The sequence below is a fragment of the Deinococcus betulae genome (assembly GCF_020166395.1).
Classification (GTDB): Bacteria; Deinococcota; Deinococci; order Deinococcales; family Deinococcaceae; genus Deinococcus; species Deinococcus betulae.
On sequence record NZ_JAIQXU010000034.1, the window covers coordinates 1 to 15,417 of the forward strand.

The 15,417-nt window shown below is 67.8% G+C and carries 13 protein-coding genes; 4 read left to right on the forward strand and 9 right to left on the reverse strand.

The features are described 5' to 3' along the window. On the reverse strand, nt 1-498 hold a 498-nt coding region (locus K7W42_RS19435; protein WP_369411398.1), incomplete at its 3' end, for an ATP-dependent metallopeptidase FtsH/Yme1/Tma family protein. Nucleotides 499-788: 290 nt separating this feature from the next. Between K7W42_RS19435 and K7W42_RS19440 the strand changes: the two genes are divergently transcribed. Both K7W42_RS19440 and K7W42_RS19445 read left to right on the forward strand, forming a co-directional pair. Further along, nucleotides 789-2,588: a copper amine oxidase N-terminal domain-containing protein gene (locus K7W42_RS19440; protein ID WP_224576785.1), complete on the forward strand. Its 1,800-nt coding sequence runs from the start codon at nt 789-791 to the stop codon at nt 2,586-2,588. Between the two features lie 123 nt (nt 2,589-2,711). After that, nucleotides 2,712-5,123: a putative bifunctional diguanylate cyclase/phosphodiesterase gene (locus K7W42_RS19445; RefSeq protein WP_224576786.1), complete on the forward strand. Its 2,412-nt coding sequence runs from the start codon at nt 2,712-2,714 to the stop codon at nt 5,121-5,123. Between the two features lie 9 nt (nt 5,124-5,132). Here the strand turns inward: K7W42_RS19445 and K7W42_RS19450 are convergent, their stop codons facing one another. From K7W42_RS19450 to K7W42_RS19460, 3 genes are all read right to left on the reverse strand, one after another. Next, nucleotides 5,133-5,690 carry a peroxiredoxin gene (locus tag K7W42_RS19450; protein WP_224576787.1) on the reverse strand — a complete coding sequence of 186 codons (558 nt, stop codon included), beginning with the start codon at nt 5,688-5,690 and terminating at the stop codon, nt 5,133-5,135. Between the two features lie 54 nt (nt 5,691-5,744). Next, nucleotides 5,745-7,070, reverse strand: a complete 1,326-nt coding sequence (gene der, locus K7W42_RS19455; RefSeq protein ID WP_157460617.1) for a ribosome biogenesis GTPase Der — start codon at nt 7,068-7,070, stop codon at nt 5,745-5,747. A gap of 327 nt (nt 7,071-7,397) precedes the next feature. Beyond that, nucleotides 7,398-7,817: a hypothetical protein gene (locus K7W42_RS19460; protein ID WP_224576788.1), complete on the reverse strand. Its 420-nt coding sequence runs from the start codon at nt 7,815-7,817 to the stop codon at nt 7,398-7,400. A gap of 261 nt (nt 7,818-8,078) precedes the next feature. Between K7W42_RS19460 and K7W42_RS19465 the strand changes: the two genes are divergently transcribed. Next, complete coding sequence (locus tag K7W42_RS19465) at nt 8,079-8,945, forward strand: sulfurtransferase (RefSeq protein WP_224576789.1); 867 nt, start codon at nt 8,079-8,081, stop codon at nt 8,943-8,945. 30 nt (nt 8,946-8,975) lie between these two features. Here K7W42_RS19465 and xseA read toward each other — a convergent pair whose 3' ends face one another. Together xseA and K7W42_RS19475 are read right to left on the reverse strand one after the other, a co-directional pair. Continuing rightward, nucleotides 8,976-10,199, reverse strand: a complete 1,224-nt coding sequence (gene xseA, locus K7W42_RS19470) for an exodeoxyribonuclease VII large subunit (protein ID WP_224576790.1) — start codon at nt 10,197-10,199, stop codon at nt 8,976-8,978. Beyond that, nucleotides 10,196-10,570 (reverse strand): fluoride efflux transporter FluC, encoded by a 375-nt coding sequence (locus K7W42_RS19475; protein WP_224576791.1) that lies wholly within the window; start codon nt 10,568-10,570, stop codon nt 10,196-10,198. The genes xseA and K7W42_RS19475 overlap by 4 nt, the downstream gene beginning before the upstream one ends. A gap of 235 nt (nt 10,571-10,805) precedes the next feature. Here K7W42_RS19475 and K7W42_RS19480 point away from each other — a divergent pair, with 235 nt between their 5' ends. Next, nucleotides 10,806-11,723: a magnesium transporter CorA family protein gene (locus K7W42_RS19480; protein WP_224576793.1), complete on the forward strand. Its 918-nt coding sequence runs from the start codon at nt 10,806-10,808 to the stop codon at nt 11,721-11,723. A gap of 221 nt (nt 11,724-11,944) precedes the next feature. Here K7W42_RS19480 and K7W42_RS19485 read toward each other — a convergent pair whose 3' ends face one another. The 3 genes from K7W42_RS19485 to K7W42_RS19495 form a co-directional block, all read right to left on the reverse strand. Next, nucleotides 11,945-12,820, reverse strand: coding sequence for an SDR family oxidoreductase (locus K7W42_RS19485; protein WP_224576795.1), 876 nt, complete (start codon nt 12,818-12,820; stop codon nt 11,945-11,947). 223 nt (nt 12,821-13,043) lie between these two features. Continuing rightward, complete coding sequence (glf, locus tag K7W42_RS19490; RefSeq protein ID WP_224576797.1) at nt 13,044-14,192, reverse strand: UDP-galactopyranose mutase; 1,149 nt, start codon at nt 14,190-14,192, stop codon at nt 13,044-13,046. After that, nucleotides 14,185-15,351 (reverse strand): glycosyltransferase family 1 protein, encoded by a 1,167-nt coding sequence (locus tag K7W42_RS19495; RefSeq protein ID WP_224576799.1) that lies wholly within the window; start codon nt 15,349-15,351, stop codon nt 14,185-14,187. The genes glf and K7W42_RS19495 overlap by 8 nt, the downstream gene beginning before the upstream one ends. Nucleotides 15,352-15,417 lie beyond the last annotated feature (66 nt).

Here is a 15,417-nt window from a genome sequence, read left to right on the forward strand (position 1 = left end):
GAGGTCGGCTTTGGCCTCGTCGCAGCCGGCGACGTCGCTGAAACTCAGCTTGATCTGCCCCTCCCCGATCACCGCCGCCTTCGACCGCCCAAACGATCCGGCCGCGTCGTTGCCGCCGCCTTGCCGACCCCGCAGCAGCACCACGACCAGCCCGGCAATCAGCGCCAGCGTCAGCAGCACGCTGACCACGCCCAGCGCGCTAAAGCGCGGCGGCGCGGCGTACGACACGTTGACGCCGCGCGCCTGCAAGGCGTCCAGCGTCAGCAGCGGGTCGGCGGCCAGGGTGCGGGTGCGGTACGGCTCGGCGTTGAGCTGCCCGGTCACCACTGCGGTGCCACTCTGGTACGAGATCACGGCGGTTTGCACCTGACCGCGTGCCAGCGCCGCCTCGAAATCGCTGAGGGGCAGTTCGGCGCTGCGGCCACGGGGCAGCAGGAGGGTCAGCACCACCACCGCCGTCAAGAGGCCCAGGGCCCACCACCACCCGGCCCGTTTCAAGTGGGTCTCCGGGCCACGCTGGGGCGGCACGGCCCAGAACAGACAGCAGAATGAACTGGCCGCGCAGGCTTCATGCCGCAGTGTAGGCCCAGAGCCGGGGCCGCAACTGCAAGGCAACTCGCCAGGGGAAAGGGGCAGGGGTTCCGCCTCTATCTGCCTGACAGAAGAGGTGACCCCCGCAACAGGCGGCAACCCGCCAGACCTCCTGTTCCCTTAAGGGTTCGGTCACCTCCCCCCTCTTGTGGGACGTTCGGCAGACAGGCGTCAGCTTGGGCGGGCATACTCGGCGGATGCGGCTTGCCCGTCTTCCCCTGTCCCCCTTGACTGCCCAGCGGTTCCGAACGCGAGCCTTGACGCTGCTGGCCCTGCTCGCGCCGCCCACCACGGGCGGCGCCCTGCTGGGAGCGCTGCTGGCGCCTTCTGCCCAGGCCGCGCAGCCCCTGCTGGGGTCAGTGCAGCTGACCTTTACCCCCGACGAACGCACCACGTACCTGAACGGCACCCCCACCCAGTGGCTGGCCCCGCCGCGCCTGCTGGGCGGGCGCACGATGCTGGCGCTGCGCGAAACGGCGGCTCTGCTGGGTCAGTCCCTGCCCGGCAGCGGCACCCAGGTGCAGTTCTCGCGCCTGAGCATTGACACCCGCACGAATACGGCCGCGCTGGCGGGCGCGGCGCAGCCTGCTGGCACGGTGGCCACCGTGGGGGGCGTGGTGTACGTCAGTGCCCGTACCCTGGCCGACGCCCTGAACGCCAACCTGACCACCGACGACGGCCGCACCTTTACCCTGACGGCCCTGCGCGACGGGGGCAATCCACTGTCGCCTCAGGCCCGCTTTTCCACGGACAAGAACGTCTACGCCCCCGGCGAGCGGGTGGTGTACACCGAATACCCCTTTGACCCCGACGGCGCCGACATCACGGCGCGCAAGTGGACCGGGCGGCAGGAGGTGTACTTTCAGCCGGGCACCTACACGGTGGGCCTGACTGTGACCAACAGCCGGGGCCTGCAAAGCCAGGCGTTTACCCGTACCATCCGGGTGGAAGGCACCCCGGTGGACACGCCGCTGACCTACGCCCTCCGGTACGCCCAGCCCGGCGACGCCTTTCCCGACCCGCAGATTCTGAATTACCCGTCGGCGCTGGCGACGCCTGTGGAAGGCCCCAGCTACCCGCTGCTGTTCAGTGACAGCCCCGAGGTCCCCGAGCAGAGCGGCGTTCTGTATCAGGACAGCGTGGCGGGCCGGGCGCGGCTGCTGGGGTATCACCTCAACGGCCTGGGCCGGCCCGCGCGGCTATACGTGATGGCCCGCAACCTGGAGGTGCGCCCCATAGAGGTCCGCACCGAGCGCCTGGGTGAGACGGCCCCCACCCGCCTGGAAAGCATTCTGGGGCAGGTGACCCTGCTGGAATACTTTGCCTCGGGCAGCGGCACCACCCTGACGCTGGCCCCAGGGCAGGCGGCCGCCGTGTACGCCAGCCCAACCCTGAACCCTGGCAGCGGCGTGAACGTCCTCCAAGACCTGACGACCTCGGGGCGGGTCGAACTGACCTTCCTGATTCTGGAAGACAGCCTGCCGCCCACCGCGCAGGTGGCCCAGCAGCTGCCGTACCTGAAGCCCGACGGCCGCCATGTGCGCGGCACCTTTCCGGGGGCGGTGCGCACCCTACGGGTCAATCTGGGCGCGCTGCCAACCCGCATCGTGATTGGCGACGGCCAGGTGGACCCCGCCCTGACCGGCACCGACGCCCTGACCGGCCAGAGCGTGCGCCTGGCGGGCAATTACGGCGTGCTGTACGACCTTGAGGTGAACGGAGCGGCCGGAACGGCGGTGGCCCTGAGCCCACGCGGCGGGCTGTACCGGGGCGCCATGAACATTCAGGACGGCCCGATTACCCAGACCATCAAGCTGCCGCGCACCGGCAACGCCCTCAAGCCCGATGAACCCGTGATGCTGTGGCGCGCCCAGAGCGACCGCCTGAAGATTGACTTCGTGCCCAGCAGCGGCTCGAATCTGCCCATCAGCCTAGTCTTCTACCGCACGCGCGGCCTGAGCGGAGACGGCGGCATCATCAAGACCTACCAGCCTTAACATGGCAAAAGCCCCAGCGCTTTCTTAAGCCGGGGGTGTGGCCAGGAGTCCATCTTGAGATTGGGCCGCCCATACGGCAAAAACAGCCGACAGGGGCGGCCCGGCCTGTTCTTATAGTGGAGCATGACGCCCACGCTTCCGGCGCCCGCCGCGCGCTTCGCTTTTGGGGCCACGGCACTGCTGCTGGCGGCGCATGTACTGTGGGTCGCGCTGGCCCTGGGCAATGAGCAGACCCACCTGACGGTGAGCCTACTCATTTACATTCCCACCTTTGTGCTGGCGGGCCTAACCTGCCTGCTGAGTGCCCCGCGCCACGCGAATGACCGGGTGGCGTGGCGGCTGCTAGGCGCCGGCCTGCTGACCTTTGGGTTCGGTCAGGCCTGCTACGCCTATCTGCTGCTGGTGCTTCAGAATCCGCCCTTTCCTTCAGTGGCCGACGCCGGCTTTCTGCTGGCGCTAGTCCTGTACGCCCTGGGGCTGACCCGCTTCCGGCACCCACCTCTCACACCCTGGGACCGCCTGCGGCTGTTCGTGGACGTGGGCATCATCATGGCCGCCGTGGGCGTCTTTGCCTGGAACTATGTGCTGTACGAGGTCATTACGTCCTATGCCGGGCAGCCCCTGGCGGCTGTCATCGGCCTGACCTACCCCTTTGGCGACCTGGTGCTGCTGAGTGTGCTGCTGCTGGTGGCGCTGCGCGGCGGCGCGCGGCTGGGGCGGCGCGAGGCGATGCTGGCTGCTGGCCTGCTGGCCCTGATTGTGGCCGACCAGGCGTTTATCGTGCTGGGCGCGGCCGGCACCTACCAGGAAGGCTCGTGGGTGGACCTCTTCTGGGCGCTGGGCGCCACCCTCTTTGCGGCGGCCTCGCTGACCGGCGGCGGCAGAGCGCCGGAGCCGGGCCGCGTGTGGCCCAGCGCCGCGTGGTTGCCCAGGGCGGCGCTGTTCCTGCCCTACGCGGCCCTGGCGGCCTCGTTTGCCCTGCTGATGCTGGGGCGCGGCCGCCAGGGGCCACAAGAGACGGGGGTGTTGTGGGGAACGGCGCTGGTGACGGCCCTGGTGGTGCTGCGTCAGGTGCTGGCCTTCGCTGAGAACGCCCGCCTGACCGCCCAGCTGCGCCAGCTGTCAGACGAACTGGAAGGCCGCGTGCAGCGGCGCACCCAGGAACTCGACCAGGCCAACGCCCAGCTGCGCGGCCTGACCGAGGACCTGGAACTCAAGGTGCGAGAGCGCACCGCTGAACTGGAGGCCAGTCAGGCGCGGCTGGCGCACCAGGCCCAGCACGACGTGCTGACGGGGCTACCCAACCGCGCGCTGTTTCAGGACCGCGTGGAGCGGGGGGTGGCCAGCGCAGCGCGCGAGGGCAAGCAGCTGGCGGTCATGTTTATTGACCTGGACGGGTTCAAGGCCGTCAACGACACCTGGGGCCACGCGGCGGGCGACGAGCTGCTGCGTGAGGTGGCCGCGCGCCTGCAGAGCAGCGTGCGCCACAACGACACCGTGGCCCGGCTGGGCGGCGACGAGTTCACGGTGATGCTGCTGGGCATTCAGGCGACCCGCGACGCCGCGCTGGTGGCCAACAAGGTGCTGCGGGCCCTGCGTCAGCCCATCGCCCTGGCGCAGGGTGAGGCCCACGTCACCGGGTCTATTGGGGTCAGCCTCTACCCGCAGGACGGCGCCGACGCTGCCGAGTTGCAGCGCCACGCCGACCTGGCCATGTACCGCGCCAAGCAGGGCGGCAAGGACAACATCACCTTCTTCTCGCCCGAGATGAACGCCGTGGACGCGGCGCGCGCCTCTGTCGAGACGCAGCTGCGCGGGGCCCTGGAGCGCGGCGAACTGCATGTGGTATACCAGCCGCTGCACGGCGCTGCCGGCGAGGTGCAGGGCGCTGAGGCCCTGCTGCGCTGGCGCAGCCCCCTCCTGGGGGACGTGCCGCCCGCCGCCTTTATCCCGGTGGCCGAGGACACCGGCCTCATCATCTCGATTGGAGAATTCGTGCTGCGCGAGGCCTGCCGCCAGCTGGCTGCCTGGCGGCAGGCGGGCAAGGCGGTGACCTGCGTCAGTGTCAACATCTCGCCCGCGCAGTTTGGCCGCGACGACTTTGTGGCGCTGGTGCAGCGCACGCTGCAGGCCCACCGCCTGAGTGGCCGCGACCTGGAACTCGAACTGACCGAACGCATGGTTCTGCGCCGGGTCGAGGAGGTGGCGCGCAAGATGTCCGAGTTGCGGGCGCTGGGCGTGCGCATCAGCCTGGACGACTTTGGCACCGGCAACTCGGCCCTGAACTACCTGCTGACCCTGCCGGTCACGACCCTGAAGGTGGACCGCGTGTTTATTCAGGCGCTGGACCAGACGCCGGGGGCCTACCGCGTGGTGCAGGCCATCGTGGCGCTGGGGCACGGCCTGGGCATGGACGTGGTGGCCGAAGGGGTCGAGACCCCTGCCCAGCTGATGCAAGTGCGGGAACTGGGCTGCGAGCGCACCCAAGGCTTTTTGCTGGGTCGCCCGGTGCCGCCCGAGGACCTGACGCTCTGACCGGAGCCCTCAGGGATTAGCCCGCAGCCAGGCCAACACCTGCGCCGCATTCTGGTCTGGCGGAAAGACCGGATAGACAACATGCTCGGTGATGCCGTCCCGCACGATCAGGGTCAGGCGCCGCACCAAGGTCTCACCATCAGCCTCAAACGTAGGCAGCCGAAGGACACGGATGAACTGCAGCCCCGCATCCGACAGCAGGGGAAAGGGCAGGTGCAGCCGTTCGGCAGCTTCCTGCTGGTAGGCCGTGGGCTGCACGCTCAGGCCAAACACACGGGCGCCTGCTGCCTGCAACTCGGCGTGGTGGTCGCGGAAGGCGCAGCTCTGCGGCGTGCAGCCCCGCGCCCCGGGAATCACGTCCCAGTCCGCAGGCATGGCCGTCCCTGGTTGGGCCGTTTTGGGATAGAGGTACAGCACCGTTCGGCCCGGCCGCGCAGACAGGTCATGGAGGCGCCCATCGGTGCCCGGCAAGGCCAGGGCAGGCAGCCGCACGCCTAGGAGATGCGCGCAGGCACCGTCATCCACCGGGACAGGCAGGTCTGCTGGGAGAAAGTGAGGGTCCGTCACTGGAACAGCATAAAAAAGAGGCGCGGCCAACAATGGCCGCGCCCTCTCCCCTGCTCAGTCCTCGCCCTCTTCGCCCTTCTTGCCTTTCTTGTAAGGGCCCTTCTCTTTCCACTTCAGGCGCACCGGAATCCCGGCCAGGCCCAGGTCCTCACGGATGCGGTTGTGCAGAAAGCCCTCGTAGGCGCGCGTCACAAAGTCGGCGCGGTTGGAAAAGATGGCAAAGGTGGGCGGCGCCGTTTCCACCTGCGTCATGAAATACATCTTCAGCTTCTTGCCGTGGAAGTTGGGCACCGCCTGGCGCATCTGCCAGACCTCCAGCCAGCGGTTGAGTTCGCTGGTGGGAATGCGGCTTTGCCACTTCTCGTGCAGCTTCATGGCCTCGGCCAGCATGTCGTGAATGCCGTATTCGTTGATGGCGCTGGTGTACACGCGCGGCGCGTAGGAAATATGGTGCAGCTTCTGGTTCAGCTCTTTTTCAGTGGCCTTGAGGTCGGCGTCGGGCACGAGGTCCCACTTGTTCACGACCACGATCACGGGCTTGCCGCTGTCGTAAGCGAGGTTCGCCAGCTTCAGCTCGTGGTCCCCCAGGTCCGTGGCATTCACCACCAACCAGATCAGGTCGCTGCGGGCAATCGCCGCCTGCGAGCGCTGAATGGCGTAGTCCTCAATGGCGGTGTCGGGCTTCTTGCGAATGCCCGCCGTGTCCACCAGCACAAAGCGCTGCCCGCCGTAGTCCCATTCCACGTCCAGACTGTCGCGGGTGGTGCCGGGCATGTCGGCCACGATGGCGCGGTCCGTCTGGGTGATGGCGTTCAGGAGGCTGCTTTTCCCCACATTCGGGCGGCCAATCAGCGAGATGCGGATGGGCGCGATTTCCGGCACGTCCTCGTCATCGGCGGGCATGTGGGTCATCACGCGGTCCATCAGGTCGTCCAGACCGCGCGCGTGTTCGGCGCTGATGGGCACCGGCTCGCCAAAGCCCAGGCCCCACAGCTCGGCCATATAGACCTCGTGCTTGGGGCTGTCGATCTTGTTGGCCACCAGCACGACCGGCCGGCCCAGGCGGCGCAGCCACTCGGCCACCTCGTAGTCGGCCGCCGACAGGCCTTCGCGCGGGTCCAGCACGAACACCACCGCCTGCGCGCCTTCCATGGCCCACTCGGCTTTTTCCCGGATGGCCGCTTCCCACTCGTCGCCGCTCCAGAGGCCGCCCGTGTCGATCAGGGTGATGCGGTGGTTGTGGTAGAGCATCAACCCTTCCTTGGCGTCGCGGGTGACGCCAGGAAAGTCGGCCACCACAGCGTCGCGGCGGCCAATCAGGCGGTTAAACAGGCTGGACTTGCCGACGTTGGGTCGGCCCACAATGGCAACTTTATGCATGAATGACGCTCCTTACGGTGTCGGTGCGGCCCCGGCGTCAGGGGCGCACCGCCGAATCTGGCGGTGTTCCTCACCGTGAGGAACGTGCCGGCGAAAGGAGAGTCTAGCATGGGCGCACAAAGGGGAAAGGCGCGCAGCAGAGGAGTGGACCAGGAAAGTGAGACGGATTCCGAAAAATTCCGGAAAACGTTACGAAATTTTTTCGACCGGAGGGAGAAGGAAAAAGGACGGATTTCCGGGAATTGGAGGAACATCCGGCTCTTTCCCGGATGTTACGGAAATGGACGGAATCCGTATGAGACGCCCCTTCCTGACCCCGGCGCCCCCTTATGGCACCGGATTGAGCACCACGTCGTCGCAGTTCATGAACCACTTTGAGCCGCTGAAGCCCCCCGTCGCCGAGGCGCGAGCAAAGCCCAACACGCCGGTTGTGCCCGAAATCGTCAGGGTCAGGGTGCCGCCGCTGCGCACCTGCCCGCGCGGCACGTCGGCCCAGGTGCCCTTGACCGTGTTGCCGGTTCGGATGCCCGAAAACACGTTGGTCCAGTTCTTGCCGCTATCGCTGCTCTGGCCCATCCACCAGACCTGATTGCCAATCTGGCGCACGTAATAGGTGCCGCCGTCATTGCTACGCCACACGCCGTTCATATCTTTGGGGGCGGCGCAGCTGGCGTGGGCCTGGCCCGCCAGGGCAGCGGCGCACAGGGCGAAGGTCAGGGTGAGGGCGGCGCGGTGAATGCTGTTCATAAGGTCCTCCAGGGAAGACGGGCGCAGCAGGCTTCCGGCTTCTGGGAGCAGCGTAGTCAGGGCGCCGTGACCGGGCCGTGACCAGAGCAGAGGGGCTGCATAACCGGTGATCCGACGTGCTTGACCATTAGCGTCTGGGCGGGCCTTTTTGGCTGCTGCTGGGCAGCATTGACAGTGCCTGCATACCGCGCTATGCTTTTTCCATCACCGCCCAGGAAGGCGGGTTTTTTCTTTTCATGCCGCCGCACGGTAGGCTGCCGTATGACCCCCCTGCCCACGCCGCTGGTGCCCGCCGATTGGCTGCTGGCCCATGTCCACGACCCCAGGGTGCGCGTGCTGGATTGCCGGTATGCCCTGTCGGACCCGCTGCTGGGGCGCCTAGCATACCTGGAAGGGCACGTCCCTGACGCCATCTACGCCGACCTGGAAACAGACCTGAGTGGACCTGTGCAGCCCGACGGCGCCGGGGGCCGCCACCCACTGCCTGACCCCGGTGCGCTGGCCGCGTGGCTGGGGCAGGCCGGCGTGGGCAATGACATGCTGGTCGTGTGCTACGACGACCCCAGAGGCGGCCAGGGCTTTTACGCCGCGCGGGCCTGGTGGCTGCTGCGCTGGCTGGGGCACACGCAGGTGGCGGTGCTGGACGGCGGCTGGCCAGCCTGGGTGGCGGCCAGCGGTGCCGTCAATACCGCCGAGCCTACCCATGAGCCCACCACCTTTACGCCGGACGTGCAGAGCGGCTTTGTGGTCACTGCCGCCGACGTGCAGGCGTTACCTGCCCAGACCCTGCTGCTGGACGCCCGAGCGCCGGCCCGCTACCGGGGCGAGGTGGAGCCGATAGACAGGGAGGCCGGCCATATTCCAGGCGCCGTCAACCGCGAGTGGAGCGGCGCCCTGGACGAGGGGGGCCACTGGCACGGTGCAGACGCCCAGGCCGAGCGGCTCAATGTCGGCGGGGCCCCCACCGTTACCTACTGCGGCAGCGGCGTGAGCGCTGCGCCGAACCTGCTGGCCCGCGAACTGGCCGGCGTGCCGCTGGGCCCAGAGAACCGCCTCTATGCAGGGTCGTGGAGCGACTGGATCAGCGACCCGGCGCGGCCTGTGGCCACAGGTGAGGAGGGCGCCTAGAGAGGACAGGGCCGGCAGACCGCCTGGGGTTCAGCCTCTCACCATTTCCTCCCTCTCCCCCAGCGCTTCCACCGTGACCGTGCCGTCAGCGAATTCCAGAGTGAGCCATTCACTGGCCTTCACCTGGGCGGCGCGCGTGAGCGGCTGACCGCCTGCGCCGCGCACCAGGGCGTAGCCGCGCGCCAGGGTCCGGGCAGGCGTCAGGCCCAGTGCCTGCCGCATCAGGGCGTCCACCTGCGCGGCCTGGGCCTCGGTGTGGCGGGCCGCTGCCCCGCGCGCCCGGTCCAGCGCCCACTGTGTGCCGGCGTCGGCATTCACCAGAGCCTGCGCGGCGTGGGCACGGATGGTGCGGGCGTCTTCCTGTGCCTGGGCAGCGGCCTCGGCCACCGTTCCCACCACCAGGGCCGCCACCTTGCTGGGCGTGTCCAGGCGGGTGTGGGCCACCTCGTCGGGCAGGGTGTCGTCGCGGGCGTGGCCCAGGCCGGTCAGCACCGGCGCGGGAAAGGTCGCCAGCAGGCGAGCAAAAGCCAGATCGTTCAGCCAGGCCAGGTCGGTGGCCGCCCCACCGCCCCGGATGACCACCAGGGCGTCCAGGGGGTCTGCGCCGTGCAGTGCCCGCGCGGCTTCGGCGGCGCGGCGCAGGCTGGCGGCCGCGCCCGGCCCCTGAAAGGTGGCTTCCAGATACACCGGGCGCAGCACCCCCGCGCGTTCCAGCGGGTCTATCTCGCGCCGAAAGTCGCCCAGCCCAGCCGCCTCCTGCGGCGAGATGACGGCAAAGCGCCAGTAATCAGCCGGGGCCGGCAGGAGGCGGTTCAGGCCATAGACGCCCTCGCGCACCAGCGTCTCGCGGCCCTCGGTCAGGCGCAGGGCCGCGTCGCCCAGCGTAAATTCGGGGGCGATATCCAGCACATTCAGGGCAAAGCCGTACTGCTCGTGGAAGGTAGCCTCGGCAAACAGCAGCACCTTCAGGCCAGCGGTCAGGGCGCCGCCGGTCGCGCGGCGAAACTTGCCTTCCAGCAGGGTGCGTTCGCGCGCCCACACCGTCGCGCGGCACTTGGCCACCTCGCCCTCGGCCCCAGCCTGCACCAGGTCGAGGTAGAGGTGGCGCCGGTCGGTGACAGCCGCAATCTCGGCGCGGACCCACACGGCGCCAGGCAGGCCCCGCGTGATGACCTGGCCCACATACAGCAGCAGCTCGGACAGTTCCAGAAACTGGTCGGGCGGGCGCGTGTCGCCCTTCTTGCGCCGGGTCACAGCCGCGCCCCGAGCTGGCGCCCCAGGGCCGCCGCCAGCAATCCCAGGCCCACGCTCAGGGCGGCGTAGAACGCGGCGGCGCTGCCCTGACCCCGGCCCAGCAGCTCATCCAGGTTGGCGCTGAAGGTCGAAAAGGTGGTGAACCCGCCCAGGACACCTGTGCCAAACGCCAGCCGGGCCACTTCGGGCCACAGGCCCCGGCCCACCAGACTCAGGGTCAGGCCCAGCAGAAATGACCCCAGCACATTGATCAGCAGAATGCTGACCGGAATGGCGCTGCGGGCGTCCAGTGCCGCCAGCCCCAGTCCCGCCCCGTACCGCGCGCCGGCGCCTAGCGCGCCGCCCAGCATCACCCATATCCACGCGCTCATGGGGGACAGGATGCCAGAAGGCCAGCCGCCGAAAAGAAAGGTGGCGCGGGGGCCAGCCCCGCCGCCGGCTGTGCGGTGCTCAGCTGGGCGGGCACAGAGGCGAAGCACAGCGGCAATAGGGGCAGGAAGCAGCGGCGGAAGGGACCACCGCTTCCCTGCCGCTGCGCCCTTTCAGCAGGGCGACTCCCCAGCGCTGCCTGGCCTGCGCCGCGCCCAGGTCTGCCATCCTGCACCCATGATTCGGGCGCGGCAACTGAGCACTGGACAGCCTCTTGAGTGGGCCGGGCAGACGCAGGACGTGTGGGTGGACGTGCAGGACCTCACCCCCGACGACCTGACGGCGCTGCGCGCGGCCTTTGTCATCAACCGCCTGGCCCTAGAAGACGTGCAGGAACACGGGCACTGGAGCCGCGCCGAGGTGTACCCGGAACACGCCTTTATCACGGTCCGTTCGTACGCCCGCCCGGCCCAGATGGACGAATTTACCGAACGCCTGAGCATCCTAACTTTCGAGTCGGCGGTGCTGACCCTGAGCACGGCGGGCACGCGCGCCCTCGGCAGCGTGTGGGCTTTGGTGGGCCGCGAGAGCGTCAACAGCCCCCAGGAAGTGACCTACGAACTGCTGGATCACACCGCCGACACCTTTTTCGAGGTGGCCGACGCACTGGAAGACCGCGCCGATACCCTGGAAGAACAGGTGTTTCAGCGCCAGCGGCAGAACCCGGTTGCCGAGGTCTTTGCCATCAAGCATGTGATTGCCCACGCCCGGCGCCTGGCCACCGAAGCGCGCGAGGCCACCGCGCTGCTGGGCCGCCACAGTACCTGTAGTCCCGCCGATTTGGTGCGCTACCGCGACGTGCAGGACTCTCTGACGCGCGCCGCCGGGCGACTGGACAGCCTGCGCGACGTACTAAGCAGTCTGCTGGACTTGCACCTGAGCCTGCAAGGCCAGCGCATGAACGAGGTGATGCGCACCCTGACGGCGGTCAGCGTGGTGTTTTTGCCCCTAACCTTTCTGGCCGGCGTGTGGGGCATGAACTTTGAATTCATGCCCGAACTGAAAAGCCCCTACGGCTACCTGCTGGCCTGGACCAGTTTTGTGGTGATCGGCGGCGCGCTGGCCCTGTTTTTCAAACGGCGCGGCTGGTGGTAGGACAGGCCGAAAGAGAAAATGCCTTCTCCGACGTGAAGGGCTCAGCTCTGTTCCGGTGAATGAATGCCCAGTGCCTTCCAGTCTTGTTGTACCTCTGAAGTGCTACCTCACGGCACACGGAGGTCAATAGCACAGCACGGCGGGCTTTCACAATCGTCCGTTCTTCTAAGCGGCGCCCCTCACCTGAACGCGGTTGAGGGCAACAGCACTCACGCTCGCTCTCAGGAATCGCTGGACAATTTGCCGCCGGTGACGTGCAGCAGGCTGCCCATGACGAACGAGCTGTCGTCGCTGGCCAGAAAGACATAGGCCGGGGCCAGTTCTTCGGGCTGCCCGGGGCGGCCCAGCGCGACCTCGTACCCAAAGCGCTGCACTTCCTCCAGGGGCATGGTGCCGGGGATGTTGGGGGTCCAGACCGGGCCGGGCAACACGGCGTTCACCCGAATGCCCTTTTTGCCCTTGCCCAGTTGCAGCGCCAGCGACTTGGTCAGGGCGTGGATGCCGCCTTTGGTGGCGGTGTAGTCCACCAGCAGTTCGTTGCCGACCTCGCCCACAATCGAGCCGGTGTTGATGATGGCGTCCCCCGCCTTCAGGTGCGGCAGCGCCGCCTGAATCATGAAGATATAGCCGTACAGGTTGGTCTCGGTGGTGCGCCGCAGCTGTTCCTCAGTGAGCGCCAGAATGTCCGGCTGGGCCATCTGGTACGCCGCGTTGTTCACCAGCACGTTCAGGCCGCCGTAGACCTCTACCGTCTGCGTCACCGCCGCCTGACATTCGGCTTTGTGGCGCACGTCGGCCCTGACCACCAGGCAGGCGCCGCCCCGGTCCTCCACCAATTGGCGGGTGTCCTGGGCGTCGCCGTCGTTCTCGTTGTACACGATGGCCACCCGCGCCCCCTCCAGTGCAAACGCCAGCGCCACCGCCCGCCCAATGCCGCTGTCGCCCCCGGTAATCAGGGCCACCTTCCCCTCCAGTTTGCCTGCCGGGCGGTAATCCCGCAGGTCAGTCTGGGGCGGGGGCTGCATGTCCGACTGCCGGGCCGGGTAGGGCAGCTTCTGGGCGTCTTTCAGGTCGTCGGACGTGGGGCGGCGTTTCATGCGGGCATCGTGACGCGCGGGGCGGGGGCGGGGCTGTTGCCTGGCTGACACAGTAAACGCTCGGTCAAGCCCTGCCCAAGGGACGACCAGCCGGCCATTCCCGCAGTCGGTGCGGGCTGACTGCCAGAAAGCGGCCCGACAGGTTTCCCTGCGGGCCGCCCACGTCAACAGCGTTCATGGTGGGGGCGTCATCAACCCGCCCCACCACCTCTCGCTTTCGTCTTTAGCCCGGCTGCACAGCCAGTTCTGACGCTTCCGGACCAGCGGTCAGGCGGCGGAAGGTCGCCAGTGCCTGCGCCACCACCTGGTCCATGTTGTAGTACCGGTAGGTGGCCAGGCGGCCCACAAAGGTCACGTCCGGGCGGGTGTGGGTCAGCGCTTCGTAGCGCTTGTACAGCTCGGCATTTTCGGGGCGTGGCACCGGGTAGTAGGGGTCGCCTTCGGCCTGCGGGTACTCGTAGACCACGCTGGTCTGGGGATGCGCCTGCCCGGTGATGTGCTTGAACTCGCTGATGCGGGTGTAGCCGTAGTCGTTGGGGTAATTGACCGTCCCCACTGGCTGAAACTGAGGCGTGGCGTGCGTCTCGTGAACGAACTCCAGGCTGCGGTACGGCAGGCGCCCGTAACAGTGGTTAAAGAAGGCGTCCACCGGGCCGGTGTAGATCATGTGCCGCCAGGGCAACAGGCCCTGAAGCTCACGGTAGTCGGTGTTCAGCATTACCTTGATGTTGGGGTGCGCCAGCATGGCCTCGAACATTCGGGTGTAGCCGTGCAGCGGCATGGCCTGGTAGGTGTCGGCAAAATAGCGGTCGTCGCGGTTGGTGCGCGTGGGCACGCGGGCTGTAACCGAGGCGTCCAACTCGCTGGGGTCCAGCCCCCACTGCTTGCGGGTGTACCCCCGGAAAAACTTGTTGTACAGGTCGCGCCCCACCTTGGAGACCACCACGTCCTCACTCGTGCGGATCTGCGCGGCCGGCTCGGCCACCGAGGCGAAAAAGGCCTCAAGTTCAAACGCCGTGAGGTTCAGGCCATACAGGCGGTTGACGGTGTCGAGGTTGATGGGAATGGGCAGCTGCTGGCCGTCCACGCTGGCCAGGACCCGGTGCTGGTAGGGCCGCCAATCGGTAAAGCGCGACAGGTAGGCAAAGACATCGGCGGAGTTGGTGTGGAAGATATGCGGCCCGTAGGGGTGAATCAGGATGCCCGCGTCGTCGTAGCGGTCATAGGCGTTCCCGCCGATATGGGGGCGGCGGTCCACGATCAGCACCCGCGCCCCGGTTTCCGTGGCCAGGCGCTCGGCCAGGACAGCGCCCGCAAACCCCGCCCCCACGATCAGGTAATCAAAGCCCGGCTGGGCAGCAACCTCAGTCATCGGCGGCCAGCGGCTCCAGGGCGGGCGCCGCGCGGGTCAGTTCGGCGGCCATGTCCCGCCAGGTGCGGTCCCAGGACAGGCCGGTCAGATAGGTGTCGGCGCGGGCCCGGCGCTCATGGGCCAGGGCGCTGCCGGCCTCGGCCAGGGCCGCCACGCAGGCGGCCTCAAAGGCGTCTATGCCGTCAGCAATGCGCACCATGTCGCCTTCGCCGTACGGGCGTACCACATCGCGGATAGAGGTGGACACCACACTCAGGCCGGCGGCCAGGTATTCCGGCGTCTTGGTGGGGCTGATGTACTCGGTGGCCGCGTTGTGGGCGAAGGGCAGCAGTGCGGCGTCCCAGTGGGCAAAGTAAGCGGGCAGTTGGGCGTAGGGTTTCATACCCAGGTAGTGCAGGTTGGGGGCGCGCGGCAGCTCGGCGGGGTCAATCTTGACAACTGGCCCCAGCAGCACCAGCTGCCACTCCGGGCGGCGTCGGGCCAGGTCGCCCAGCAGGGCCGTGTCCAACCGCTCGTCAATCACGCCGGCAAATCCCAGGCGTGGCCGGGGCAGGTCGCGCTGGTCTTGTGGGTCAGGCTGCGGCCCCCTGGCCTGGGCAAAATGCGCCGTGTCCACCGACGAGGGAAAGGGATGCACATTAGAGTGCTGGCTGACCTTGGCCTCGTACAGGCGGTGGCCTCCCGTGAACACCACGTCGGCGCGGGCCATCAGTTGCCGTTCACGCCCGCGCAGGGCCGGCGGGGCCCCCTTGAAGTTGGCCAGCTCATCCATGCAGTCGTACACGGTCAGACGGGGCGTCAAGCCGACCGTTACGGGCCATTCCATCGGGGCATATACCCACAGGTCGTAGTGCAGCAGGTCTTCACTGGCGACTAAGCCTTCCAGCAGGCGAGCAGTCCGGGCCTGGGACTCGTCTGGCGAGTGACCCGTCTGAATATGCGGCGTGCACACCTGCACGCCCGAGGGGTCCTGGGCAAAGACCCAGTGGTCGGCCCACTCCCCAAAGACCGGCTCCTCGATGTAGTACACCGGGCGCGAACGGGCGGCGCGGGTCATCAGGTGCTGTGGCCGCTGGAAGACAAAAGCCCAGCGCAGATGGGCCAGCACGAGAAGGGCTGGTTCGGCCGAAACGGAGACAGCAGAAATGAAGCGGGTCATGAGCAGAGACCTCCTCTCAGGCCAAGAAGAACCTGAGGACGCTGAAAGTGCGGTGAGGGGGAAGGG